Origin of the sequence: Pseudomonas sp. R11F, assembly GCF_050312575.1 — a bacterium.
Classification (GTDB): Bacteria; Pseudomonadota; Gammaproteobacteria; order Pseudomonadales; family Pseudomonadaceae; genus Aquipseudomonas; species Aquipseudomonas palleroniana.
This window is the reverse complement of record NZ_JBNPJU010000016.1, coordinates 1-21,341: the sequence shown is the minus strand read 5'-3', so window position 1 is coordinate 21,341 and position 21,341 is coordinate 1. Positions and strand designations below refer to the sequence as shown.

At 60.1% G+C, this 21,341-nt stretch carries 22 protein-coding genes, 1 pseudogene and 1 riboswitch; of the genes and pseudogenes, 13 read left to right on the top strand and 10 right to left on the bottom strand.

Going from position 1 to position 21,341, the window contains the following annotated elements:
• Positions 1-2: 2 nt before the first annotated feature.
• On the bottom strand, positions 3-641 hold the full coding sequence (upp, locus tag ACQRBV_RS04495) for a uracil phosphoribosyltransferase (RefSeq protein ID WP_024073483.1): 639 nt from the start codon (positions 639-641) through the stop codon (positions 3-5).
• A gap of 163 nt (positions 642-804) precedes the next feature.
• Between upp and ACQRBV_RS04490 the strand changes: the two genes are divergently transcribed.
• The 3 genes from ACQRBV_RS04490 (at position 805) to ACQRBV_RS04480 (ending at position 2,205) form a co-directional block, all read left to right on the top strand.
• Positions 805-1,362: a hypoxanthine-guanine phosphoribosyltransferase gene (locus tag ACQRBV_RS04490; RefSeq protein WP_060754960.1), complete on the top strand. Its 558-nt coding sequence runs from the start codon at positions 805-807 to the stop codon at positions 1,360-1,362.
• Between the two features lie 3 nt (positions 1,363-1,365).
• On the top strand, positions 1,366-1,833 hold the full coding sequence (locus ACQRBV_RS04485) for a WbuC family cupin fold metalloprotein (protein WP_198761535.1): 468 nt from the start codon (positions 1,366-1,368) through the stop codon (positions 1,831-1,833).
• An 84-nt stretch (positions 1,834-1,917) separates the two neighbouring features.
• Positions 1,918-2,205: a PA4642 family protein gene (locus ACQRBV_RS04480; RefSeq protein ID WP_090366726.1), complete on the top strand. Its 288-nt coding sequence runs from the start codon at positions 1,918-1,920 to the stop codon at positions 2,203-2,205.
• Between the two features lie 132 nt (positions 2,206-2,337).
• Here ACQRBV_RS04480 and mqo read toward each other — a convergent pair whose 3' ends face one another.
• Both mqo and ACQRBV_RS04470 read right to left on the bottom strand, forming a co-directional pair.
• Entirely contained in the window at positions 2,338-3,864 is a 1,527-nt protein-coding gene (gene mqo / locus ACQRBV_RS04475) for a malate dehydrogenase (quinone) (RefSeq protein ID WP_411985273.1), read from the bottom strand.
• A gap of 726 nt (positions 3,865-4,590) precedes the next feature.
• Complete coding sequence (locus ACQRBV_RS04470) at positions 4,591-4,824, bottom strand: hypothetical protein (protein ID WP_060754964.1); 234 nt, start codon at positions 4,822-4,824, stop codon at positions 4,591-4,593.
• A 182-nt stretch (positions 4,825-5,006) separates the two neighbouring features.
• Between ACQRBV_RS04470 and ACQRBV_RS04465 the strand changes: the two genes are divergently transcribed.
• Positions 5,007-5,591 carry a YajG family lipoprotein gene (locus ACQRBV_RS04465; protein ID WP_060754965.1) on the top strand — a complete coding sequence of 195 codons (585 nt, stop codon included), beginning with the start codon at positions 5,007-5,009 and terminating at the stop codon, positions 5,589-5,591.
• Between the two features lie 60 nt (positions 5,592-5,651).
• On the opposite strand, the gene ACQRBV_RS04460 is transcribed toward ACQRBV_RS04465, so the two are convergent.
• Positions 5,652-5,861: a hypothetical protein gene (locus ACQRBV_RS04460; protein ID WP_060754966.1), complete on the bottom strand. Its 210-nt coding sequence runs from the start codon at positions 5,859-5,861 to the stop codon at positions 5,652-5,654.
• A gap of 180 nt (positions 5,862-6,041) precedes the next feature.
• Here ACQRBV_RS04460 and ACQRBV_RS04455 point away from each other — a divergent pair, with 180 nt between their 5' ends.
• Positions 6,042-6,299, top strand: coding sequence for a hypothetical protein (locus ACQRBV_RS04455; RefSeq protein ID WP_060754967.1), 258 nt, complete (start codon positions 6,042-6,044; stop codon positions 6,297-6,299).
• 63 nt (positions 6,300-6,362) lie between these two features.
• On the opposite strand, the gene ACQRBV_RS04450 is transcribed toward ACQRBV_RS04455, so the two are convergent.
• On the bottom strand, positions 6,363-7,526 hold the full coding sequence (locus tag ACQRBV_RS04450) for a 1-acyl-sn-glycerol-3-phosphate acyltransferase (RefSeq protein WP_174554023.1): 1,164 nt from the start codon (positions 7,524-7,526) through the stop codon (positions 6,363-6,365).
• Positions 7,527-7,658: 132 nt separating this feature from the next.
• Between ACQRBV_RS04450 and ACQRBV_RS04445 the strand changes: the two genes are divergently transcribed.
• From ACQRBV_RS04445 to ACQRBV_RS04435, 3 genes are read left to right on the top strand one after another with little or no spacing between them, the layout of a single operon-like run.
• Positions 7,659-7,841, top strand: coding sequence for a CPXCG motif-containing cysteine-rich protein (locus ACQRBV_RS04445; RefSeq protein ID WP_411985274.1), 183 nt, complete (start codon positions 7,659-7,661; stop codon positions 7,839-7,841).
• A 29-nt stretch (positions 7,842-7,870) separates the two neighbouring features.
• Positions 7,871-8,131 (top strand): putative signal transducing protein, encoded by a 261-nt coding sequence (locus ACQRBV_RS04440; RefSeq protein WP_060754970.1) that lies wholly within the window; start codon positions 7,871-7,873, stop codon positions 8,129-8,131.
• A 36-nt stretch (positions 8,132-8,167) separates the two neighbouring features.
• A complete protein-coding gene (locus ACQRBV_RS04435; RefSeq protein WP_411985275.1) occupies positions 8,168-8,788 on the top strand; it encodes an SOS response-associated peptidase in 621 nt (206 codons plus the stop codon).
• A 116-nt stretch (positions 8,789-8,904) separates the two neighbouring features.
• Here ACQRBV_RS04435 and ACQRBV_RS04430 read toward each other — a convergent pair whose 3' ends face one another.
• Both ACQRBV_RS04430 and ACQRBV_RS04425 read right to left on the bottom strand, forming a co-directional pair.
• Entirely contained in the window at positions 8,905-9,648 is a 744-nt protein-coding gene (locus tag ACQRBV_RS04430; protein ID WP_372241662.1) for a methyl-accepting chemotaxis protein, read from the bottom strand.
• Between the two features lie 114 nt (positions 9,649-9,762).
• A pseudogene (locus ACQRBV_RS04425) lies at positions 9,763-9,957 on the bottom strand (HAMP domain-containing protein); the annotation flags it as partial.
• Between the two features lie 1,303 nt (positions 9,958-11,260).
• Here ACQRBV_RS04425 and ACQRBV_RS04420 point away from each other — a divergent pair.
• Positions 11,261-12,079 (top strand): M48 family metallopeptidase, encoded by an 819-nt coding sequence (locus tag ACQRBV_RS04420; protein WP_060754981.1) that lies wholly within the window; start codon positions 11,261-11,263, stop codon positions 12,077-12,079.
• A gap of 136 nt (positions 12,080-12,215) precedes the next feature.
• On the opposite strand, the gene ACQRBV_RS04415 is transcribed toward ACQRBV_RS04420, so the two are convergent.
• The 3 genes from ACQRBV_RS04415 to ACQRBV_RS04405 form a co-directional block, all read right to left on the bottom strand.
• On the bottom strand, positions 12,216-12,800 hold the full coding sequence (locus ACQRBV_RS04415) for a TMEM165/GDT1 family protein (protein WP_016978300.1): 585 nt from the start codon (positions 12,798-12,800) through the stop codon (positions 12,216-12,218).
• A gap of 88 nt (positions 12,801-12,888) precedes the next feature.
• Positions 12,889-13,010: riboswitch (yybP-ykoY riboswitch) on the bottom strand.
• A 50-nt stretch (positions 13,011-13,060) separates the two neighbouring features.
• Positions 13,061-14,059, bottom strand: a complete 999-nt coding sequence (locus ACQRBV_RS04410) for a methyltransferase (protein WP_411985276.1) — start codon at positions 14,057-14,059, stop codon at positions 13,061-13,063.
• Positions 14,060-14,089: 30 nt separating this feature from the next.
• Positions 14,090-15,052 (bottom strand): 2-hydroxyacid dehydrogenase, encoded by a 963-nt coding sequence (locus tag ACQRBV_RS04405; RefSeq protein ID WP_411985277.1) that lies wholly within the window; start codon positions 15,050-15,052, stop codon positions 14,090-14,092.
• An 86-nt stretch (positions 15,053-15,138) separates the two neighbouring features.
• On the opposite strand from ACQRBV_RS04405, the gene ACQRBV_RS04400 reads away from it, so the two are divergent.
• The 4 genes from ACQRBV_RS04400 to ACQRBV_RS04385 all read left to right on the top strand — a co-directional run bounded on the left by ACQRBV_RS04400 (position 15,139) and on the right by ACQRBV_RS04385 (position 21,184).
• Positions 15,139-15,771: a LysE family translocator gene (locus tag ACQRBV_RS04400; protein WP_060754975.1), complete on the top strand. Its 633-nt coding sequence runs from the start codon at positions 15,139-15,141 to the stop codon at positions 15,769-15,771.
• 142 nt (positions 15,772-15,913) lie between these two features.
• Positions 15,914-17,596, top strand: a complete 1,683-nt coding sequence (locus tag ACQRBV_RS04395) for a fatty acid--CoA ligase (RefSeq protein ID WP_104995533.1) — start codon at positions 15,914-15,916, stop codon at positions 17,594-17,596.
• Between the two features lie 334 nt (positions 17,597-17,930).
• Entirely contained in the window at positions 17,931-19,790 is a 1,860-nt protein-coding gene (locus ACQRBV_RS04390) for a DUF1302 domain-containing protein (protein WP_060754977.1), read from the top strand.
• A 29-nt stretch (positions 19,791-19,819) separates the two neighbouring features.
• Positions 19,820-21,184: a DUF1329 domain-containing protein gene (locus tag ACQRBV_RS04385; protein WP_060754978.1), complete on the top strand. Its 1,365-nt coding sequence runs from the start codon at positions 19,820-19,822 to the stop codon at positions 21,182-21,184.
• Positions 21,185-21,341: the final 157 nt, after the last annotated feature.

The following is a 21,341-nucleotide window of genomic DNA, read 5'->3' as shown; positions in this document are numbered from 1 at the left end:
GTTCACGCGTCCTTCTGTTTGGTGCCGAAGATCTTGTCACCGGCATCGCCCAGGCCAGGGATGATGTAGCCGTGTTCGTTCAGGCGCTCGTCGATGGATGCGGTGTAGATCTGCACGTCGGGGTGGGCCTTCTCGACGGCGGCAATCCCTTCGGGGGCGGCGACCAGCACCATGGCGCGGATGTCCTTGCAACCGGCCTTTTTCAGCAGGTCAATGGTGGCGACCATGGAACTGCCGGTGGCGAGCATCGGGTCGATGATCATTGCCAGGCGTTCGTTGATTTCCGGAACGAGTTTTTCCAGGTAAGTGTGCGCCTGCAGGGTTTCTTCATTGCGGGCCACGCCGACGGCGCTGACCTTGGCGCCTGGAATCAGGCTGAGCACGCCTTCGAGCATGCCGATACCGGCGCGCAGGATCGGCACCACGGTAATCTTCTTGCCGGCGATTTTCTCGACCTGGACGGGACCGGCCCAACCTGGGATCTCGTAGCTTTCCAGGGGCAAATCCTTGGTGGCTTCGTAAGTGAGCAGCGCTCCGACCTCCTGAGCAAGCTCACGGAAGTTCTTGGTACTGATATCGGCACGGCGCATCAGGCCGAGTTTGTGTCGGATCAGCGGGTGGCGGATCTCGCGAGTGGGCATGGGGAAGGCTCCGGCAGCGGGCAAAAAAACCGGCCTAGATTAATCTATCCGAGGGTGTTGTCCTATAGACATCAAGTACGTTAGTCCATAAAGGCTTGATTGGAGCGCACGAGAAGCGTACCTTCGCCCGCTTTTCTTGCCACAGCACCCCTTGGAGAGCGCCATGTCCGCTGATCTCGAGCATATCCGTCAAATCATGCGCGAGGCTGACTGCCTGTACACCGAAGCGCAAGTCGAAGCAGCGATCGCCGAGGTTGGAGCGCACATCACTCGCGAAATGGCCGACACCAACCCGGTGGTTTTCTGTGTGATGAACGGTGGCCTGATCTTCGCCGGCAAATTGCTGACGCACCTGCACTTCCCGCTGGAAGCGTCCTACCTGCACGCTACGCGCTATCGCAATGAAACCAGCGGCGGCGATCTGTTCTGGAAAGCCAAGCCGGAAGTCTCGTTCATCGACCGCGACGTACTGATCATCGACGACATCCTCGATGAAGGGCACACCCTGGGCGCGATCATCGACTTCTGCAAGCACGCCGGCGCGCGCAAAGTGCACACTGCCGTGCTGATCGACAAAGACCACGACCGCAAGGCCCGCCCGGACCTGAAAGCCGATTATGTCGGCCTGCCGTGCGTCGACCGCTACATCTTCGGTTATGGTATGGACTACAAAGGCTACTGGCGTAACGCCAATGGCATCTTCGCCGTTAAAGGAATGTAATGAATGGCCCGCTTTCTTGATCAATCGCTGTTTGCTGAGTTGGCCGAGAAAGCGGCCAGCAGTCCACGCGGTCGGCACCATCACAACTTTCACCAGATGGAAGAGCCGTGCCATCGCCTGGCGGTGAGCCTGCAGCCCACCACCTATGTACCACCCCATCGGCACCTGAGCGCGGACAAGGCGGAAACCTTGTTGGTGCTCAAAGGGCGCTTGGGCGTGTTGATATTCAACGAGGTCGGCGAGGTCGTCGCCAAGCGTGTCATGCAGGCCGGTGGAGAGTGCTCGGGCGTCGATCTGCCGCCGGGTGTGTTCCACGGCCTGGCTGTCCTGGAGCCGGACACCGTCATGTTTGAGTGCAAAGCCGGTCCGTATCGCCCGGTGGGTGAAGGGGAGCTTGCCGAGTGGGCGCCTCGCGAGGGCGATGCCGAGGTCGCTCAATACCAGCGCTGGATGCTTGCCCAGTTCGAATGAGCGGTTTGATCCTCGCCTACACAAGGCCGAGCCCCGCAGGTAGACTTCAATCCCCGTGTAAATGTCTGCAGGCTGGAGTCGGTAATGCGTAAAGATAAGAAACAGGTGATTGGTGATGAGATCGGTGACGATCAGATCAAGTTGTTCCTGGACTTCGAGCCGGCTGATGCGACTTCACCGTCCCTGCACAAACTGATCAAGGCCTACCGTGGCTTGCGTATCGACGATTTCGAGCGGTTCCTGGGCTTTTTCAAGGCTGCAGGCCTGGATCTCGATGGCAAGGATGAGCATGGTCAGACCTTTGTCGACCTGATCAAGGATCAGCGCCATGCGGACGAGTACATCGAGTTGATCGAAAACGCTCGCGGCTGATTATCCGAACATAAAAAAACGCCCCGTCCTCATGCAGAGGGCGGGGCGTTTTTTATGGGCTCTTCTGTAGGAGTGAGATTGCTCGCGAAGAGCCCCAGGGCGCCGGGCTAAACCAGGCGCGCTGCGTTATCGTTAACGATCTTCGCGAGCAAGCTCGCTCCTACCAGTCTCGGCGGCAGGCTCAACCAGTTCCAGGCTGATGTTGTTTTGCGTGTTGATCTTGCGGTACAGCTCGGCATCGGTTTCGAGGGTCTTTTCCCGTGCCGGGAAGATCTCGTGCAGCTTGGTTGCCCACTCACCAGCGGCTTTCTCCGGGAAGCACTTCTCGATCAACTCCAGCATGATCGAAACGGTTACCGAAGCACCTGGGGATGCGCCCAGCAGTGCTGCCAGCGATCCATCCTTGGCCGCGACCAGCTCGGTGCCGAATTGCAGCACGCCGCCTTTCTTCGGATCTTTCTTGATGATCTGCACCCGCTGGCCGGCCACTTCCAGGCGCCAGTCTTCGGCTTTCGCCTCAGGGTAGAAGCGGCGCAAGGATTCCAGGCGTTGCTCCATGGATTGCATCACTTCGCTGACCAGGTACTTGGTCAGGTCCATGTTGTCCCGTGCGACGGCGAGCATCGGGCCGATGTTGCCGGCGCGGACCGACAGCGGCAGGTCAAGGAACGAGCCGTGCTTGAGGAACTTGGTGGTGAAGCCGGCGTATGGCCCGAACAGCAGGGATTTCTTGCCGTCTACCACGCGGGTGTCCAAGTGCGGGACGGACATCGGTGGCGAACCCACGGCCGCCTGGCTGTAGACCTTGGCCTGGTGGTGCTTGACCACTTCCGGGTTGTCGCAACGCAGCCATTGGCCGCTGACCGGGAAACCGCCAAAGCCTTTGCTTTCTTCGATACCCGAGGCTTGCAGCAACGGCAGGGCCGCGCCACCGGCGCCGAGGAACACGAACTTGGCATCCACTTCGCGGCTGTTGCCACTGTTGACGTCCTTGATGCTCACGGTCCAGCCCGCGCCATTGCGCTTGAGGCCGGTGACGCGCTTGCTGTACTTGACCTGGGCGTCTGCAGAGCTGGTCAGGTGACTGAGCAGTTGGTTGGTCAGGGCGCCGAAGTTGACGTCAGTGCCGTTCATCACACGGGTGGCGGCGATTTTTTCATCGAGCGGACGACCCGGCATCATCAAGGGCATCCACTCGGCCATTTCGCTACGGTCTTCGGTGTAGTGCATGTCCGAAAACGCGTGGTGCTGGCTGAGGGTTTCAAAACGCTTCTTGAGGAAAGACACGCCTTTTTCACCCTGCACGAAGCTCAGGTGCGGCACCGGGCTGATAAAGGACTTGGACGAGCCAAACGTGCCTTTCTTGGTCAGGTAGGCCCAGAACTGCTTCGATACCTCGAATTGGGTGTTGATGTGCACCGCTTTCTTGATGTCGATGGAACCGTCAGCCGCCTGCGGCGTGTAGTTCAGCTCGCACAGCCCGGCGTGGCCAGTACCGGCGTTGTTCCACGGGTTGGAACTTTCCGCGGCACCCGAGTCCATCAGCTCAACGACTTCCAGCTTGAGGCCGGGGTCGAGCTCTTTGAGCAGTACGGCCAGGGTGGCACTCATGATGCCGGCCCCTACCAGTACTACGTCGACTGCTTCGTTATGCGCCATTTAACGCGTCTCCAAAATCTGCAGCACCAAATTGACGGCATGGCTGCCAGGAGTGACGGGGCGGTTCACGTGTTGCCCCAGGTTACCCATGGCCAGGATCGCCATGTCCGATTCTTCGCAATTTTTTTGCAACTTCAGCGCACGCTTCCTGCCGGGCTAATCTGCCTATGAACGCATTCATGGGCGCCTGTGGCAATTCGACTTATGGTCAAAGCGTGCGGTTCGTGCAACCAAATCCGTAGCGGACAGGTTTCAAGCTCCAGTTTTCGGGGAGTTCTCGGTCCTGTGTTGGGCTGTTCCAGACGCTGATGGTGCTTGTACAAACGCAAAACTATTCATTTGCTCGCCACACTCTTGTGAAGTTGTGAAAACCCGTTTTTTCACGCTCTTTTGAAGACGTGAACCTCAAAAATGGGCTGCCCCAGCCTGGCACCTGGCCCGAGGTCCTTGCCGACACGCGGCAAAACGGGCAAACAACTCAAGTGGCCGAGCGCAATGGCAGCTCTGGCAGATTCGGTAAAGGCGGGTGGTTTGCAAGAAAACAGCAAGCGCGCCGGCTTCACTCGATCTGTGTGGGCGGCTCTCTGTGGGCGGTTTGAGGGTTAATGCCGGGGCATTAACGATGCTGCGGGGCCCGATCAGGAGACGTCCTTATAATCGGGGGGAGATTGTAGCGAAGAACGCCAGGGAAATGGGCGTGTTTTATGACTTTTATTAGCGCCTCGGTCAGGAGGCCAACGCTTGCGGTGGTTGTGCATGCGCAGACAGCGGGCGCACCCGGGCGCTGGCCGGCAACGGGCGGTTCATCCACCCCAGGTGAGTCTCCGTCACCTCCACCCAACCCTCACCGACGGGCGGCAAGCGGCACTGCTTGAATGCCAGGCAATAGCCACGGGCATCGAGTCGGGCAAAGTGGCGATGGTCGGCGCGTGGCATGAACAGTGATTTGAGAAGGCGCATGGTTTTGTACCTGTTACGTTACATGCTCGAAGGTTGCCAGTGTGCCATGACACTGGAGTGACCAAATTATGTGAAATTGTAATTTCCGCGTGCCTTCAGCTGCCGTTCAGGATGGCTGGTGAGCGGCGCGCCTGCACCGTTATACTGGCGACCTGTTTGCCTCTAGTTCTGGAGAAATGAGTATGTTGCAACGCCTGTTGTTCGGTTTGATCACTGTGACCAGTTTGACGCTGGTTGGCTGCGCCAACAGCCCGCAACAACTCAGCCCGCAACCTAAAGTCACTGCGCAGTTGGCACCTGTGGGGCATGGCCAGCCGGTGTCGGTACGCGTGGTGGATGGTCGTCCGTCGCCTACCCTGGGCTCTCGCGGGGGGCTGTACCCTGAGACCGCGCTTATTTCGGTAACCGGCCAGGATGTGCTGCCCAAGCTGCAAGCCCAGGCCGAAGCGGCTGTACGCCTGCTGGGTTTCACGCCGGCCAACTCGCCGGGCGCACCTCAACTGACCATTACCTTGGCCGAGCTGAAGTACCAGTCGCCTAAACAAGGCTTGTATGTGACTGAAGCGTCCATCGGCGCGACGTTCAAGTCCGACGTCGTTGCCGGCACCCGTCGCTACAGTGGCCGTTACGGCGCGTCCCTGGACCAGCGTTTCGGCATGTCGCCGAACCAGGAAACCAATACCAAGCTGGTCAGCGACGTGCTCAGCGACGCCCTGACCCGTCTGTTCAAAGACCCAAGCATCGGCCAGTTGCTCGGCTCGCAGTAAACACCGCTCAATAAAAAACCGGGCTCAGTGATGAGCCCGGTTTTTTTATGCCTGTGATGTTCATGCCGCCGTTTCGACATAAAGCTCCAGCACACTGACACCTGTGAGCAGATCCAGCTCCGGCAGGTCGGCATGCTGATGCCCGGCGAGGGCGCAATACACCAGCCAATGGCGGTCTTGGACGTTGAATGCCAGGCTGCCGACCAGCGCCTCTTGCTCGTCGCTTTGTGCGACCCAATACAGTCGATCCTGGTTTTGCGCGTGCAGCATGACAAGCTCCTCAAACGTCGAAGGGCAACAGAGTGGCTTGTTAAGGTGACGTTCAGGTGACGCTGTAAATTACTGGATACATTAGCGCTATGGGGGAGGGAGCAGGAAGGCGCAGGAGGCGACTATCGTTCAGGTTTGTATCTGAGCTGATACCAGGCCACTGATACATCGAGGTTTGCGATGGCACTGCCCGCACTGCTCATCAATACTGCCGCGCTACTGGTTGCCTGCCCGGGCGCCGCGCTGCTATTCATAACCCGCCTGCGATCACAGCGTGCGATGGCCGATCTTACCGCGCGAAGCGAAGAGCGCGCCGTTGACCAACCGATGCTGTTTCTGGATGTACACACCGAACGGGCGTATCGCCTGGCCTATCGTGTCGGGTTTGCCTGCCTTGGGCTGGCGCTGGCCACCTCCTGGCTCAGCACCCATCTGTAAAAAAAGCACTGCAAAAACATCTGTGGGAGAGGGCAAGCCCCCTCCCACAGGTGTCATCGGCGGTTACAGAGGCATTCCGGCCTTGACCCGGTACTGATTGCGCACCGGTGTTGCATATTGCACCACCAGGTACGGGCGGTGCTCGGCCGGGCATTCGTTCAAGCGCCGCTCCCATTCCGCTTTGGCCTTGGCCAGTTCGTCGGCCGGGAACAGGTCTGCTGCCTTCGGCACCTGCAGTTGAGGGTCGGCATCACTCCACTGTGCATAAGCCAGGTAGTGTACCGGGAACAGTCGATACCCACCCAGGATCTGCCGGTCCATTTCCACGGCGAGCAGCTTGGTGTCTTCAAAACGTTCGGTGATCGGCGGCGCGAAGTTGACGTGCACACGGCCCTTGTAGCCGGTGATGCCCAAGGCAATGCTCACATCATCCTCGCCTGGGGCCTTGCTGTAGGTGCCGGTTGTGGCACGGATATACAGCTCACGGGCCTTGGCCGCATCGCAGGGGTCGTATTCGTAGCTGATGGACACCGGCGTCAGGTTCAGCGACTGGATGACCTCGGCAAACGGTTCGTCCTTGCGGCTGACGTGGAACATCTTGAGGATCGCCGACTCGGTGCGATCATCCCCATCCTTGGCGCGACCTTCGGCCTGAGCGATCCAGATCGACTGGCCGTCGTTGCGGATCGAATGATTGATGTAGGCCGACAGCAGGTTGAACGCCGCCATCTTCTCCTTTCGCCCTGTGATCGAGCGGTGCACGATGAAGCTCTTGTTCAGGCGCATCAGGTCGCTGACAAACGGCTTTTGCAGCAGGTTGTCGCCAATGGCGATGCGGGGTGTCGGCAGGCCGGCGTGGTACACGGCGTAGTTGACGAAGGCCGGGTCCATCACGATATCGCGGTGGTTGGCCAGGAACAGGTAGGCGGTGCCCGATTTGAGTTGCTCGACGCCGGTATAGGTCACGCCGTCGGTCGCCCGGTCGATGGTATGGTCGACGTAATACTCGACTTTGTCCTGCAGCGTCGCCACGGTGGTGACGCCGGCAAACTCGCGGCGCAATTTGCGCGCGATCATCGGCTTGAGCAACCAGCCCAGGGCGCCGGCAAAGCGCGGGAAGCGGAAGTGGGTCAGGATGTCCAGAAAGGCCTTGTCACTGAACAGGCGTGCCAGCACTGCCGGGACTTCGCTGTCGTTGTAAGGTCGGATGGTATCGAATTCGCCCATCATGCTCTCTTGTTAGAAACGGCTAGGGTAAGTAGAAGGAAACATCAGGGTGCGGCCGCAATATTGGCTCTGCCGTGAATAGCCCTGTAAATAGACCGGCGATTATACGCACAAGTCACCTGGGAGACCGCGATGCTGGAAACCGCACTGTACGAATGTCCTTATTGTGGCGAAGAGGTCGAGACAACGGTGGACCTGTCTGGCTGTGACCAGACTTATATAGAGGACTGCCAAGTGTGTTGCCGGCCGGTCATTTTCACCCTGCAGGTGCACGGTGACGAGTGGATGCTGGACACCCGCAGCGAGAACGAATAACCGGCAGGTCATGAATAACAGGTACGCGCATGCAGCGAATCTACGAACCGGAAAACCTGATGGAAGGCGAGCTGCTGCAACAGATGCTTGCCAGCGAAGGTATCGAGGCGCATCTGGTGGGGCGCCATTTGCTCGGCGGTACGGGGGAACTGCCGATTTTCGGACTGCTGGGCCTGGAAGTGGACAACGATCAGGCCGCCTATGCCCGTGAGCTGATTACTGCCTACATCGGCGCCCAACCCCTGCCCGGTGAAGAACCCGACAGCTTCCCCGACGTGCTGGTCTGTTAGGCTGTCGGTCGGTTTACCCAAGAGTCGTGTTACCCCATGTGTGGACGTTATGCCTTGTTTCGCTGGAACTCATCGTTTGCTGCCCTGCCGGGCTTCCCGGCGGATCAGCAGGCCCAGTGGAATATCTCCCCCAATGACTCGGTGCTGATCCAGCGCCTGAGTGAGGGTCAGCGCACGCTGGCGCGTGCGCGCTGGGGCCTCACGCCACCCTGGCTGACCGATCTGTCGCGCACCCCGGCCCACGCGCGCGCCGAGACCCTGGCCGAACAACCGATGTTTCGCGAAGCCTTTCGCCAGCGTCGCTGCCTGATGCCGGCCAACGGGTTCTATGAATGGCGAGGCACCCAGCGCAAGCGCCCGTATTGGCTGACGCCGGGGGAGGGGTCCACGTTGTTTTTTGCCGCCATCTGGGAGGCGTACCCGGTGCAGGAGCAGGTCTGGCTGAGTACGGCGGTGGTGACCCAGGCTGCACAAAACCAGCGGCGTCCGTTGATTCTGGACGCGCAGGGGCAGGAGGCCTGGCTCAATCCCGAAACCTCCCTGCCTGCCCTGCAGGCCCTGCTGGCCAGTGAGCCCGCCGCATTGCGCGAGCGGGTCCTGGCCAATATGGTCAACGATCCCAAGCTCAACGGGCCGGAGTGCCTGACCCCGGCCTAGTGGTGGGATTGACCGGCCTTATCGAGAGCAAGCCCCCTCCCACAGTTTGATTTGTGGATACATTCAAATGTGGGAGGGGGCTTGCTCCCGATGCGGCCTCAAAGTCGCCGCAAATCTCAAACCTTGAACTGATTGATCAGGCGCCGCTGCTGTTCAGCCAGTTTGGTCAGGTCGGCGCTGGCCGTGCTGGACTCATCCGCACCGCCCGCGACTTCATTGGCCACCTGGCCAATATTGATCACATTGCGATTGATGTCCTCGGCCACCGCGCTCTGTTCCTCGGCAGCACTGGCGATCTGGGTGTTCATGTCGTTGATCACCGACACCGCCTGGGTGATGGTCTCAAGCGCCTCAGCCGCCTTGGCTGCGTGTTGCACGCTTTCATCGGTGCGGTTCTGGCTGTCTTCCATCACCCGTACCACATCGCGGGTACCTTGTTGCAACTGCTGGATCATGGCCTGGATTTCTTCGGTGGCCTTCTGGGTTTTCTGCGCCAGGTTGCGCACCTCATCGGCGACCACGGCAAAACCACGGCCTTGTTCGCCGGCCCGGGCCGCTTCGATGGCCGCGTTGAGCGCGAGCAGGTTGGTCTGCTCGGCAATCCCGCGAATCGCCGTGAGGATCGCATTGATGTTCTCGCTGTCCTTGGCCAGGGTCTGGACCACGCCCACGGCTTTGCCGATTTCCTCTGCGAGCGCACCAATGGAGGAAGAGGTATCGCGCACAATGCGCATCCCCTGGCTGGCCGCCTGGTCGGCATGGCTGGCGGCTTGCGCGGCCTGGGTAGCGTTGCGCGCCACATCCTGTGCGGTGGCGGTCATCTCGTGCACGGCGGTTGCCACCTGGTCGATCTCGACCATTTGTTTGTGCACGCCCTGGTTGGTGCGGATCGCAATGTCAGCGGTGTGTTCCGACGAGTCGCTGACCTTCTGCACCGAGCTCACCACTTGCGTAATCATGCCTTGCAGCTTGATCAGGAAGGTATTGAAGCCGCTGGCGATCGCGCCCAACTCGTCGGCGCGGTCACTGCTCAGGCGGCGTGTGAGGTCGCCTTCGCCCTGGGCGATATCATTGAGCATGGCCACCATTTGTTTGAGTGGACGGGCGATACCGTGGCCGACCAGCCAGATCACCAGCAGGCCGAGGCCGGCGATCACCAGGCCGACCATGGCCATGCCGAAGATGTCCGCCTTGCGCTGGGCCTGCAGGTCACTTTGCAGCGCGTTCGAATCCGCCATCACGGCGCTCAGGGGCAGTTGCAGCATCAAGGTCCAGCGCGCGTCGGTCTGGCCGATATTGAACGGCAGGAGCAACTCGATATGCCCGTGTTCCTTGTCGATAACGTAGCGCACTTCGCCAACCTTCAATTGGCCAAGATTGGACAGCTCACTGCTGTCGAGCAGGTCACTGGCTTTCTCGCCGAGTTTGCTTGAGTCCTTGGTGTAGGCCACCAGGCGTCCATTGTTGGAGATCAACGCCAATTCGCCGGCGCCGTCGTAGAGGTTCTGGTCGGCGCGGGTCAGCATGTCCTGGATAAAGTTCACCGACAGGTCGGCACCGACGATGCCCTGGAACTTGCCGTCGATCATGATCGGCTCGATGAACGACGCCAGCATCACCATGGCATTGCCGACCTTATAGGGGGCAGGGTCGATGGCGCAGGGTTTCTGGCTTTCCTTGGAGCACAAGTAGTACTCGCTGGCGCGTATGCCGGTGGAGAGAATGCTCTGGTCGTTGACGTCGGCGAGTTTGTCCAGGCCCAGGCTGCCGTCTGCGTTGCGGTACCACCAGGGTAGAAAGCGGCCGTCGGTGCCCATGCCGACGATCGGGCTGTTTACATAATTGGCATCGTTATGGTCGATTGCATTGGGTTCCCAGCCGATGTAGGCGCCGAGGATTTTCGGGTTACGCACCACCGTTTCATGTAGCAGGCTGATCAATTGCTCGCGGCCGATCTGCAGCGCGGGTTCGCCCTTGGCGTCCTTCATGCCGAGCAGGGCGTTGGTGGTGGCCAAACCTTTGGCGGTCACTAGTGGCGCCTCCAGTTCACGCTGGATCAGTGTGGCCTGGGTCTGTGCCAGCGCGGTGAGGCGCTCCTTGATGATTTGCTCGAATTGGGTTTGGGTGCGTGTCTGCACCATCTCCTGGGTGCGCGCACCGGAAAACAAGGCGTAGAGCACCAGCACGGCGACCACGCTCAGCACGATGGCGCCGGTGAGTGCCGCGACAGAAAACTGAATCGACTTGAATTTCATGAAGGCTCCGGGCGCAGAGAGGTTGGGCTTATTGTTATATCGGCCATGCCGGAGGGAGTCTTAAGGCTTGTCCTGCAAATGAGTGGGGGGTGTCGCTAATGCGATGATGGCTGGCGTTGTGAGATGTATCCGAAAATCAGCGGTTAAACGTCTGTTGTATCTGGCGTCGATATAAATGACCGCCTACGATATGCGCCAGATTTTCAGGGAGAGTGTCATGAAGAAAACATTGGCGGTAAGTCTACTCAGTTCAGCGGTGTTGCTCGCAGGTTGCCAGTCGGTCAACACCACCAGTGGTGGCGCCGTGGGTGTGGAGCGTAAGCAGTACATGTTCAGCATGCTGTCGAGTCAGGAAGTCGACCAGATGTATGCCCAGTCTTACCAGCAGACGTTGGGTGAGGCGAGCGGTAAGGGGTTGGTCGACAAAACCAGCACCAACGCCAAGCGCGTGCAGGCCATCGCCAACCGCTTGATCGCCCAGGCGCCGAACTTCCGCCCGGATGCGGCGCAGTGGCAGTGGGAAGTGAACCTGATCAAGAGCGATGAGATGAACGCCAACTGCGGGCCTGGCGGCAAGATCTTCGTGTACAGCGCGTTGATCGACAATCTCAAGCTCACCGATGACGAGCTGGCTGCCGTAATGGGCCATGAGATTGCCCACGCCTTGCGTGAACACGGCCGCGAAGCCATGTCCAAGGCGTATGGCATCCAGATGGCCAAGCAGGGCGCCGGTGCGTTGTTTGGCCTGGGCCAGGACAGCCTGGCACTGGCCGACACGGTTGCCAACTACGGCATGACCTTGCCTAACAGCCGCGCCAACGAAAACGAAGCGGACCTGATCGGCCTGGAGCTTTCGGCACGTGCCGGTTACAACCCGAACGCCGCCATCACGCTGTGGAACAAGATGGCCAAGGCTTCAGAGGGCGCGCCACCGGAGTTCATGAGTACTCACCCGGCGTCCGACAGCCGGATCGCCTCGCTGCAGGCGGCCATTCCGAAGGTGATGCCGCTCTACCAACAGGCCCGGAAATCCTGATACTCCGAACCTTGTGAAGATCCAAGTGTGGGAGGGGGCTTGCTCCCGATGGCGGTGAATCAGTCAACATATATACCGACTGAAATACTGCTATCGGGAGCAAGCCCCCTCCCACAATGGGTTGGGGTTTACAGCCTTAGATCCAACCGCTGCTTTGCATGGCCTTGTACACCGCCACGATCGCCAGGATGAAAAACGCCGAAGCCGCCAGTCGACGAATCAAGGTCAGCGGCAACTTCTCGGCTGCAAAATTCCCCGCCAATACGACCGGCACGTTGGCAATCAGCATGCCCAGGGTGGTGCCGATGATCACCAGCCACAACTCCGGATACTGCGCCGCCAGCATCACCGTGGCGATCTGCGTCTTGTCGCCGATTTCGGCGAGGAAGAATGCGATCAACGTGGTCAGGAATGGCCCGAACTTGCGTGTGGTACTGGCTTCGTCATCGTCGAGCTTGTCCGGCACCAACGTCCACAGTGCCGTGGCGCAGAAGCTCGCCGCCAGGATCCAGTGCAGCACCGCATCCGAGAAGAAACTACCGAACCAGGCCCCCACGGCACCGGCGGCCGCATGGTTGGCCAAGGTCGCGGCGACGATACCGGCGATGATCGGCCAGGGCTTGCGAAAGCGTGCGGCGAGGATGAGCGCGAGCAGTTGCGTCTTGTCGCCGATTTCGGCCAAGGCAACGATTGCGGTAGGAACGAGTAATGAATCCAGCATCAGGTAGGCTTCCAGGGGCGGGTCGACACGGCTATGACACGTACAGCCTTCCCGCCCCGGGTAAGGTGTGCGTGTCATAGGTCTTGTCAAACCCCGGTCCGTCTGTGCGGACTCCTGGGTCGCATACGCCATGGCCTGCTGACCAAGTATGTTGACGTATGCCGGACGAGCGTGGCGCTCGTGGGAGACTACTCCCCTAGGACGGAGCGGATTCTGCCTAGGCAAAATCCATTCGGCAAGCGTTCTTTTTCAAACGCCCGTCAGCCGCGCTTGGCACGGTAAATGCGAAAGCCGTTGCCTTCGGCCTTGATCGCACAGACCCCAAGATGCTCTTCGATCAGCGGTTGATACTTCAGGAAGCTGTTGGCGACTAGCCGGAGTTCGCCACCTTTTGCCAGGTGTTTCGCAGCTTTTCGCAGCAGGTTCTCGGTGGCAAAATAATCGGTATGCACCCCGACATGGAACGGTGGGTTGCTCAGGATTGCGTTCAAACCCATCGGTGCGGCGTCGATACCATCACCGGTCAATACCTCGGCTTCCAGGCCATTGGCAGCCAATGTCAGGCGACTGCTGGCAGCGGCAAATGCGTCCACGTCGAGCAACGTGACGCTGTTGTGCGGGTAGCGCCGCTTGACGGCCGCCCCCAGCACACCGGCGCCGCAACCAAAGTCGAGCAAGTGACCGCCAGGCAGCTTGTCCAGATGCTCCAGCAACAGCTCGGTGCCGCGATCCAGGCGCCCATGGCTGAACACGCCCGGCAGGCTTACGACCTTGAGCGGCCCTTCGGCCAACGGCACGTCGAACACCTGCGCCAGGCTTTCCAGCTCGACCGCTTGCGGGGCATTGGCCACGGTGACCTGCCACAGTTGGCAATGCCGCGCGCTATCGAGCTTGCGCGGTTTGCCGAAGGGGATCATCTGTTTGGCGGCACTTTCGATACCGCCTTTTTTCTCCCCGACCAGAAACAGCTCGGCGCCGGGCAGGCGTGCGGCCACGGCGTTGAGCAGGTAGTCGGTGAGGTCCTTGGACTTGGGCAGGAAGATCACTGCCGCGTCGAACGAGCGCTCGGGCACGTTCACACCGAACTGGCTGCGGTCGGGGAAGCGTGCATCGAGCGCGGCCTGGTCGCCGGCATGCCAGCACCAACCGTGGGCGTTGGGCAGGCGGCCCAGCAGGTCGTCGGCGGGCAAGCCGACCAGCAGCAGGTTGCCTTGAAAAAGTTCGGCCTGACGAAGCAGTACTTCACTGCGCGGATCCATGGTCTGCTCCTTGAAAAGGGGCGCAGTTTATCAACTGACGACGCGCAACGGGGCGCCGTTGAAAAAGCCTTGGGCGTTTTCCACCAATTGGCCGACGATCCGCTGTCGAGCTTCGCGGCTGCCCCAGGCATTGTGGGGCGTGACGATCAACCGAGGAATGTCGCCTGCCAGCAGCGGGTTACCCTGCACCGGCGGCTCGACACTCAGCACATCGGTGGCTGCGCCGCCCAGGTGGCCGCTGCGCAGCGCGTCTGCCAGCGCCTGTTCATTGATCAAGCCACCGCGCGCGGTATTGACGATAAAGGCGCCGGGCTTGAGCAATGCCAGTTCGCGGGCGCCGATAAAGTCGCGGGTGTGTTCGTTGAGCGGGCAGTGCAAGGTCAGCGCGTCGACCTGTGCGAGCAATTCATCCAGCGGCACGCGGTCGGCGCGGGCAGGGCGTCCGGGAATCGCGCCGAGCACCACGCGCATGCCGAAGGCTTGCGCCAGGCGTGCCACGGCGCCGCCCAGTTCGCCATGGCCGAGCAGGCCGAGGGTTTTGCCTTCCAGCTCGACGATGGGGTAGTCCAGCAGGCAGAACTGCTTGGCTTGCTGCCATTTGCCGGCCGCCACATCGCGTTGATAGTCCTTCAAGCGTGTCGCCAGGTTGAGCAGCAACATGATCGTGTGCTGCGCCACCGACGGTGTGCCGTAGCCCTGGCAGTTGCTTACGGTAATGCCATGGGCGCGGGCGGCGGCGAGGTCGACGTTGTTGGTGCCGGTGGCCGATACCAGGATCAGTTCCAGTTCAGGGCAGGCCGCCAGGGTTTCGGCGTTGAGCACGATCTTGTTGCTGATCACCACCTGGGCGTTTTGCACGCGCTCAAGCACATTCTGTGGCGTGGTATCCGTAAACAGCTGCAGCTCGCTGAAGCTGTTGCGCAACTCGTCGAGGTCGAGGTCGCCCAAGTCCAGAGAGGAGTGATCAAGGAAGACGGCGCGGCGATTGTTCATCTCAACTGTACCTTTTGTGACGAGGTTCGAAGGCGTAATCTGCCGAGCCTATCAGATGAAATAATCAGTTACTTAATGGAGTAAGCATGTACGTCGCCGAGTTTTTGACCGTAGCGCTGATTCACCTGTTGGCAGTGGCCAGCCCCGGCCCGGATTTCGCCGTGGTCGTGCGTGAAAGTGTGACCCATGGCCGCCGCGCCGGGACGTGGACGGCGCTGGGCGTCGGTTCGGCGATTTTCCTGCACGTGGGTTACTCGTTGCTTGGCATCGGCTTGATCGTGTCGCAGTCCATCGTGCTGTTCAATGCGCTGAAATGGGCCGCCGCCGCGTATCTGCTGTACATCGGTTTCAAGGCATTGCGTGCGCAGCCGGCCAAGCCTGCCGCCGAAGGCGAGTTGCACCGCGAAGCTGGCGAGCGCACCCCACGTGGCGCATTTACCGCAGGTTTCGTGACCAATGGCTTGAACCCCAAGGCCACCCTGTTTTTCCTCTCCTTGTTCACTGTGGTGATCAACCCGCAGACGCCGCTGGCCATTCAAGCGGGTTACGGCGTGTACCTGGCGGTGGCGACGGCGCTGTGGTTCTGCCTGGTGGCGATGTTGTTCAGCCAGCAGCGCGTGCGTGCCGGGTTTGCGCGGATGGGCCACTGGTTCGACCGCACCATGGGTGCGGTACTGATCGCTATCGGTGTGAAGTTGGCCTTTACCAGCATGAAATGAGTTTTTCAGTGGCCGGATGCTGGCTTAAAGCTAGCATTCGCCGGGGTCTGCAAATCATTCCTTTGGCTGATTTAGCTGACACATAAGCTCTCTAAAGTGCAGGTCTTCAAGCCAAGACCGTGCAGTCAGATAAGGGATTAGTATGTTGCAGACCCGTGTCATCCCGCCCGCCGAAGGTGCGTACCAGTACCCGCTGTTGATCAAACGCCTGTTGATGTCCGGCACCCGTTACGAGAAAACCCGGGAAATCATCTACCGTGACAAGCTGCGTTATACCTACCCGACCTTGATCGAACGGGTCGCGCGGCTGGCCAACGTATTGACCGAAGCCGGCGTCAAGGCCGGTGACACCGTGGCGGTCATGGATTGGGACAGCCACCGGTACCTGGAGTGCATGTTCGCTATCCCGATGATCGGTGCGGTGATCCACACCATTAACGTGCGCCTGTCGCCGGAGCAGATCCTCTACACCATGAACCACGCCGAAGACCGCTTTGTGTTGGTCAACAGCGAGTTCGTGGGGCTTTACCAGGCGATCGCCGGGCACCTCACCACCGTCGACAAGACCCTGCTGCTCACCGATGGTGACGCCCAAACCGCCGAGCTGCCGAACCTGGTGGGCGAGTATGAAAGCCTGCTGGCGGCCGCCAGCCCGAAGTACGACTTCCAGGACTTCGACGAAAACTCGGTCGCGACCACCTTCTACACCACTGGCACCACCGGCAACCCCAAAGGTGTGTACTTCACTCATCGCCAACTGGTGCTGCACACCATGGGTGTGGCAACCATCATGGGCAGCGTCGACAGCGTGCGCCTGCTGGGCACCAACGATGTGTACATGCCGATCACGCCGATGTTCCATGTACACGCCTGGGGCCTGCCCTATGTAGCCACCATGCTGGGGCTCAAACAGGTCTATCCCGGCCGCTACGACCCGGAATACCTGGTGGAGCTGTGGCGCAAGGAAAAAGTCACCTTCTCGCACTGCGTGCCGACCATCCTGCAAATGGTGCTCAACGCCAAGGCCGCCCAGGGCGTGGATTTCGGCGGTTGGAAAATCGTCATCGGCGGCAGTGCGCTGAATCGCTCGTTGTATGACGCCTCCAAGGCGCGGGGCATTCAACTGACCGCCGCGTACGGCATGTCCGAGACCGGGCCGCTGGTGTCCTGTGCTCACCTCAATGAAGAACTGATGGCCGGCAGTGAAGACGAGCGCACCACCTACCGCATCAAGGCCGGCGTGCCCGGGCCGTTGGTGGAAGCGGCGATTATCGATGATGACGGCAATTTCCTGCCCGCCGATGGCGAATCCCAGGGCGAGCTGGTGTTGCGCGCCCCTTGGCTCAGCGAAGGCTATTTCAATGAGCCGCAGAAGGGCGCCGAGCTGTGGGCCGGCGGCTGGATGCACACCGGTGACGTGGCGACCCTGGACGCCTTCGGGGTGATTGATATCCGCGATCGCATCAAGGACGTGATCAAGACGGGGGGCGAATGGATCTCCTCCCTGGCGCTTGAAGACCTGGTCAGTCGTCACCCGGCGGTACGTGAAGTAGCAGTGGTAGGCATCGCCGACCCGCAGTGGGGCGAGCGACCGTTTGCGTTGCTGGTCGTGCGTGATGGCCATGTGATAGGTGCGCGTGAGCTCAAGGAGCATCTCAAGCCTTTTGTCGAACTGGGCCACTTGAGCAAGTGGGCCATTCCAAGCCAAATCGCGGTTGTTACTGAAATTCCCAAGACCAGCGTAGGAAAACTCGACAAAAAACGTATCCGTATCGACATCATCGAATGGCAGGCCAACAACAGTACGTTCCTGTCGACCCTGTGACGCCCTTCGCCGCGCCCGCTCGGGCGCGGCAATGCTCTATCTCAAGCCTTCACTTGTGATTTATCGATTTTCAGCCATCCTTGCCACGCCGATCTTCGTCGGTGTGGCGAAAGGGTTGTGGCAGACGGGTTGGTGATGCAAATCACACTTTAGAGGGATCAAGCGCTCCCCCCCTGCTGGCTATAGTCCCTTCCAGAGTTATTCACGGATGCTCCGCTTCGGGCCATGGGGGCTCGGGTGCCGTGCGGCATTGGGATCGTTGTATCCCGGCCGTTACATGCATCTGTAGGAAAGAACTCACTGCCATAACAATAATGCACATGGAGTAGCGTCGATGACCTCAGTAAACCAGTTCTGGCGCCGGGCGAGATTACCTCTGGCCGTCAGTCTCGCTTCTACGCTCGCCGGGCCCGCATTCGGCGTCAGTTTCAATATCGGTGAAGTCGAAGGGAGCTTTGACTCGTCGCTTTCCGTGGGGGCGAGCTGGTCGACAGCCAAGCCTAACCGAGACCTGATCGGTGCCAACAACGGCGGCAAGGGGTTGTCCCAGACCTCTGATGACGGCCACTTGAACTTCAAGCGCGGCGAAACGTTCTCGAAGATCTTCAAGGGCATCCACGACCTGGAACTGAAATACGGCGACACCGGCGTGTTTGTGCGCGGCAAGTACTGGTACGACTTCGAACTCAAGGACGAAAGCCGTCCGTTCAAGGACATCAGCGACAACAACCGCAAGGAGGGCGCCAAGTCCTCCGGCGGGCAGATCCTCGATGCATTCATTTACCACAACTACAACATCGCCGATTTGCCGGGCAACGTGCGTTTCGGCAAACAGGTGGTGAGCTGGGGTGAAAGTACCTTCATCGGCGGCGGCATCAACTCCATCAACCCGATCGACGTGTCCGCATTCCGTCGTCCGGGCGCCGAGATCAAGGAAGGCTTGATTCCGGTCAACATGTTTTATGTGTCGCAATCATTGACGGATAACTTGTCGGCTGAGGCGTTTTATCAGCTGGAGTGGGACCAGACGGTGACCGATAACTGCGGCACGTTCTTCTCCCAGCCCGACGTGATTTCCGATGGCTGTGACAACAACCTGCGTGTCCTCAACAAGCGTTCGACCATCCCGGGCGCTGCGTTGCCGACGCTCAATGCCCTGGGTGTGGACGTCAACAACGAAGGCGTACTGGTACGTCGCGGTCCGGACCGGGATGCCCGTGACAGCGGCCAATTCGGCGTGGCCATGCACTACAACTTCGAGCCGCTGGATACCGAGTTCGGCGCGTACTTCATGAATTACCACAGCCGCGCGCCGATCTTCAGTGCACAAGGTGCTCCTTCATCGGCTTACACCCGCCCTCTGGGGCCTCTGGCTGCCTTGCGTCCGTTGATCGTGGCCGGCAGTTCCAACTACTTCGTCGAGTACCCGGAAGATATCCGCCTGTACGGTTTGAGCTTCTCGACCACGTTGCCGACAGGCACGGCCTGGAGTGGTGAACTGAGCTACCGTCCAAACGCTCCCGTACAATTGAGCACCACCGATATCCTGTACGCCGGTGTCACGCCGATCCCTGGCTTTGGCAACGCCTCCGTGCTCAAAGGTACGCCGGGCCAGGACCTGCATGGCTACAACCGTAAGGAAGTGACGCAGTTCCAGACCACCTTCACGCACTTCTTCGACCAAGTCATGGGCGCAAGCCGCCTGACCACCGTCGGTGAGATCGGGGTGACCCATGTCGGGGGGCTGGAAAGCAAATCACAAGCCCGCTATGGCCGCGATCCGGTCTTCGGCCCTGGCAGCTTGCCGGGTGGCTTCTGCAATGCGCTCAACAATTCCACCGCGACGGGGGCGGGCCTGCCCAATGCCGCTGGCCTGAACACCAACTGCAACAATGATGGCTACACCACAGCCACGTCCTGGGGCTACCGCGCCCGAGCCATCTGGGAGTACCCGGACGTGTTCGCGGGCGTCAACCTCAAGCCAAACGTGGCTTGGTCGCATGACGTCAAGGGGTATTCACCCGGCCCCGGCGGTAACTTCGAAGAAGGTCGCAAGGCTGTCAGCCTGGGCCTGGATGCCGAGTACCAAAATACTTATACCGCCAGCCTGGCCTACACCAACTTCTTTGGTGGCAAGTTCAGCACGGTGGATGACCGCGACTTCATCGCCCTGAGCGTCGGCGCCAACTTCTAAGCACACTGTATTTTCAGGAAGACCAGAATATGCAAATAACAAAAAGTCTGTTGCACGTGGGTGTGCTGGGGCTGTCGATCCTGGCGAGCAATGTCATGGCGGCGGTATCGGCGGATGAAGCCGCCAAGCTGGGCACGAGCCTGACCCCGATGGGCGCTGAAATGGCTGGTAACGCGGCGGGCACCATTCCGAAATGGTCGCCGCTGCCCACCAATGCCGGTGCCGTGGATGCGCGTGGTTTCCTGGCCAACCCCTACGCCAACGAACAACCGCAGTTCACCATCACCGCAGCCAACGTTGAACAGTACAAAGACAAGCTGGCACCCGGGCAGTACGCGATGTTCAAGCGCTACCCGGACACCTTCAAGATGCCGGTGTACCCGACCCATCGCGGCGCGACCGTGCCGGCGGATGTGTTTGCAGCCATCAAGAAGAATGCCACGCACACCAACCTGGTTTCCGGCGGCAACGGTTTGGAGAACTTCGAAACCGCGGTGCCGTTCCCGATTCCAAAAAGCGGCGTGGAAGTCATCTGGAACCACATTACCCGCTATCGGGGCGGCAGCGTGACCCGCCTGGTAACCCAGGCCACGCCGCAAACCAACGGTTCGTACAGCCTGGTGTATTTCCGCGATCAGTTCGTGTTCCGCGACAAGATGAAAGACTTTGATCCGAAAAACCCAGGCAACGTGCTGTTCTACTTCAAGCAGCAAGTGACCGCGCCGGCGCGTCTGGCCGGTGGCGTGCTGCTGGTGCACGAAACCCTGGACCAGGTGAAGGAACCGCGTTCGGCGTGGGTCTACAATGCGGGTCAGCGTCGCGTGCGTCGGGCGCCGCAAGTGTCCTATGACGGGCCGGGCACTGCCGCCGATGGCCTGCGCACTTCCGACAACCTCGACATGTACAACGGCGCGCCGGACCGCTACGACTGGAAACTGGAAGGCAAGAAAGAACTCTACATTGCCTCCAACAGCTACAAGGTCGACGATCCCAAGCTCAAATACGCCGACATCATCAAGGCCGGTCACATCAACCAGGACCTGGCACGCTACGAGCTGCGCCGCGTCTGGCATGTGGTTGCCACCTTGAAGGAAGGCCAGCGCCATATCTACGCCAAGCGTGACTTCTTCATCGACGAAGATACCTGGCAAGCCGCCGTGATCGACCACTATGACGGCCGTGGTCAGCTGTGGCGTGTCGCCGAAGCCCATGCCGAGAACTACTACGACAAGCAAGTGCCGTGGTACGCCCTGGAAACCCTCTACGACCTGCAGTCCGGCCGCTACCTGGCGCTGGGCATGAAAAACGAAGAGAAGCAGGCGTATGACTTCGGCTTCACCGCCACCACCAGCGACTTCACCCCAGCGGCCCTGCGCCAGGACGGTGTGCGCTAAGCGGCAACAAGGTTCCAGTGTGGGAGGGGGCTGCCCCCTCCCTAATGCTACTCAGTCAAGAGAACCTGCCGCGACCAAACTCTGTAGTGAGCGGGCTTGCCCCGCGCTGGGTGGCGCAGCCGCCCCAAACCCAGGCACCTCGGTCCTCCTGAAATAC

What these genes read in the sequence shown, in the direction of transcription:
- ACQRBV_RS04410 (WP_411985276.1), bottom strand. Translation starts at nt 14,059, where the DNA reads ATGGATCCGCGCAGTGAAGTACTGCTTCGTCAGGCCGAACTTTTTCAA.
- ACQRBV_RS04445 (WP_411985274.1), top strand. Translation starts at nt 7,659, where the DNA reads ATGCTGGAAACCGCACTGTACGAATGTCCTTATTGTGGCGAAGAGGTC.
- ACQRBV_RS04395 (WP_104995533.1), top strand. Translation starts at nt 15,914, where the DNA reads ATGTTGCAGACCCGTGTCATCCCGCCCGCCGAAGGTGCGTACCAGTAC.
- ACQRBV_RS04450 (WP_174554023.1), bottom strand. Translation starts at nt 7,526, where the DNA reads ATGGGCGAATTCGATACCATCCGACCTTACAACGACAGCGAAGTCCCG.
- ACQRBV_RS04390 (WP_060754977.1), top strand. Translation starts at nt 17,931, where the DNA reads ATGACCTCAGTAAACCAGTTCTGGCGCCGGGCGAGATTACCTCTGGCC.
- mqo (WP_411985273.1), bottom strand. Translation starts at nt 3,864, where the DNA reads ATGGCGCATAACGAAGCAGTCGACGTAGTACTGGTAGGGGCCGGCATC.
- ACQRBV_RS04435 (WP_411985275.1), top strand. Translation starts at nt 8,168, where the DNA reads ATGTGTGGACGTTATGCCTTGTTTCGCTGGAACTCATCGTTTGCTGCC.
- ACQRBV_RS04480 (WP_090366726.1), top strand. Translation starts at nt 1,918, where the DNA reads ATGCGTAAAGATAAGAAACAGGTGATTGGTGATGAGATCGGTGACGAT.
- ACQRBV_RS04385 (WP_060754978.1), top strand. Translation starts at nt 19,820, where the DNA reads ATGCAAATAACAAAAAGTCTGTTGCACGTGGGTGTGCTGGGGCTGTCG.
- ACQRBV_RS04490 (WP_060754960.1), top strand. Translation starts at nt 805, where the DNA reads ATGTCCGCTGATCTCGAGCATATCCGTCAAATCATGCGCGAGGCTGAC.
- ACQRBV_RS04460 (WP_060754966.1), bottom strand. Translation starts at nt 5,861, where the DNA reads ATGCTGCACGCGCAAAACCAGGATCGACTGTATTGGGTCGCACAAAGC.
- ACQRBV_RS04405 (WP_411985277.1), bottom strand. Translation starts at nt 15,052, where the DNA reads ATGAACAATCGCCGCGCCGTCTTCCTTGATCACTCCTCTCTGGACTTG.
- ACQRBV_RS04470 (WP_060754964.1), bottom strand. Translation starts at nt 4,824, where the DNA reads ATGCGCCTTCTCAAATCACTGTTCATGCCACGCGCCGACCATCGCCAC.
- upp (WP_024073483.1), bottom strand. Translation starts at nt 641, where the DNA reads ATGCCCACTCGCGAGATCCGCCACCCGCTGATCCGACACAAACTCGGC.
- ACQRBV_RS04485 (WP_198761535.1), top strand. Translation starts at nt 1,366, where the DNA reads ATGGCCCGCTTTCTTGATCAATCGCTGTTTGCTGAGTTGGCCGAGAAA.
- ACQRBV_RS04465 (WP_060754965.1), top strand. Translation starts at nt 5,007, where the DNA reads ATGTTGCAACGCCTGTTGTTCGGTTTGATCACTGTGACCAGTTTGACG.
- ACQRBV_RS04455 (WP_060754967.1), top strand. Translation starts at nt 6,042, where the DNA reads ATGGCACTGCCCGCACTGCTCATCAATACTGCCGCGCTACTGGTTGCC.
- ACQRBV_RS04440 (WP_060754970.1), top strand. Translation starts at nt 7,871, where the DNA reads ATGCAGCGAATCTACGAACCGGAAAACCTGATGGAAGGCGAGCTGCTG.
- ACQRBV_RS04400 (WP_060754975.1), top strand. Translation starts at nt 15,139, where the DNA reads ATGTACGTCGCCGAGTTTTTGACCGTAGCGCTGATTCACCTGTTGGCA.
- ACQRBV_RS04420 (WP_060754981.1), top strand. Translation starts at nt 11,261, where the DNA reads ATGAAGAAAACATTGGCGGTAAGTCTACTCAGTTCAGCGGTGTTGCTC.
- ACQRBV_RS04415 (WP_016978300.1), bottom strand. Translation starts at nt 12,800, where the DNA reads ATGCTGGATTCATTACTCGTTCCTACCGCAATCGTTGCCTTGGCCGAA.
- ACQRBV_RS04430 (WP_372241662.1), bottom strand. Translation starts at nt 9,648, where the DNA reads ATGGTCGAGATCGACCAGGTGGCAACCGCCGTGCACGAGATGACCGCC.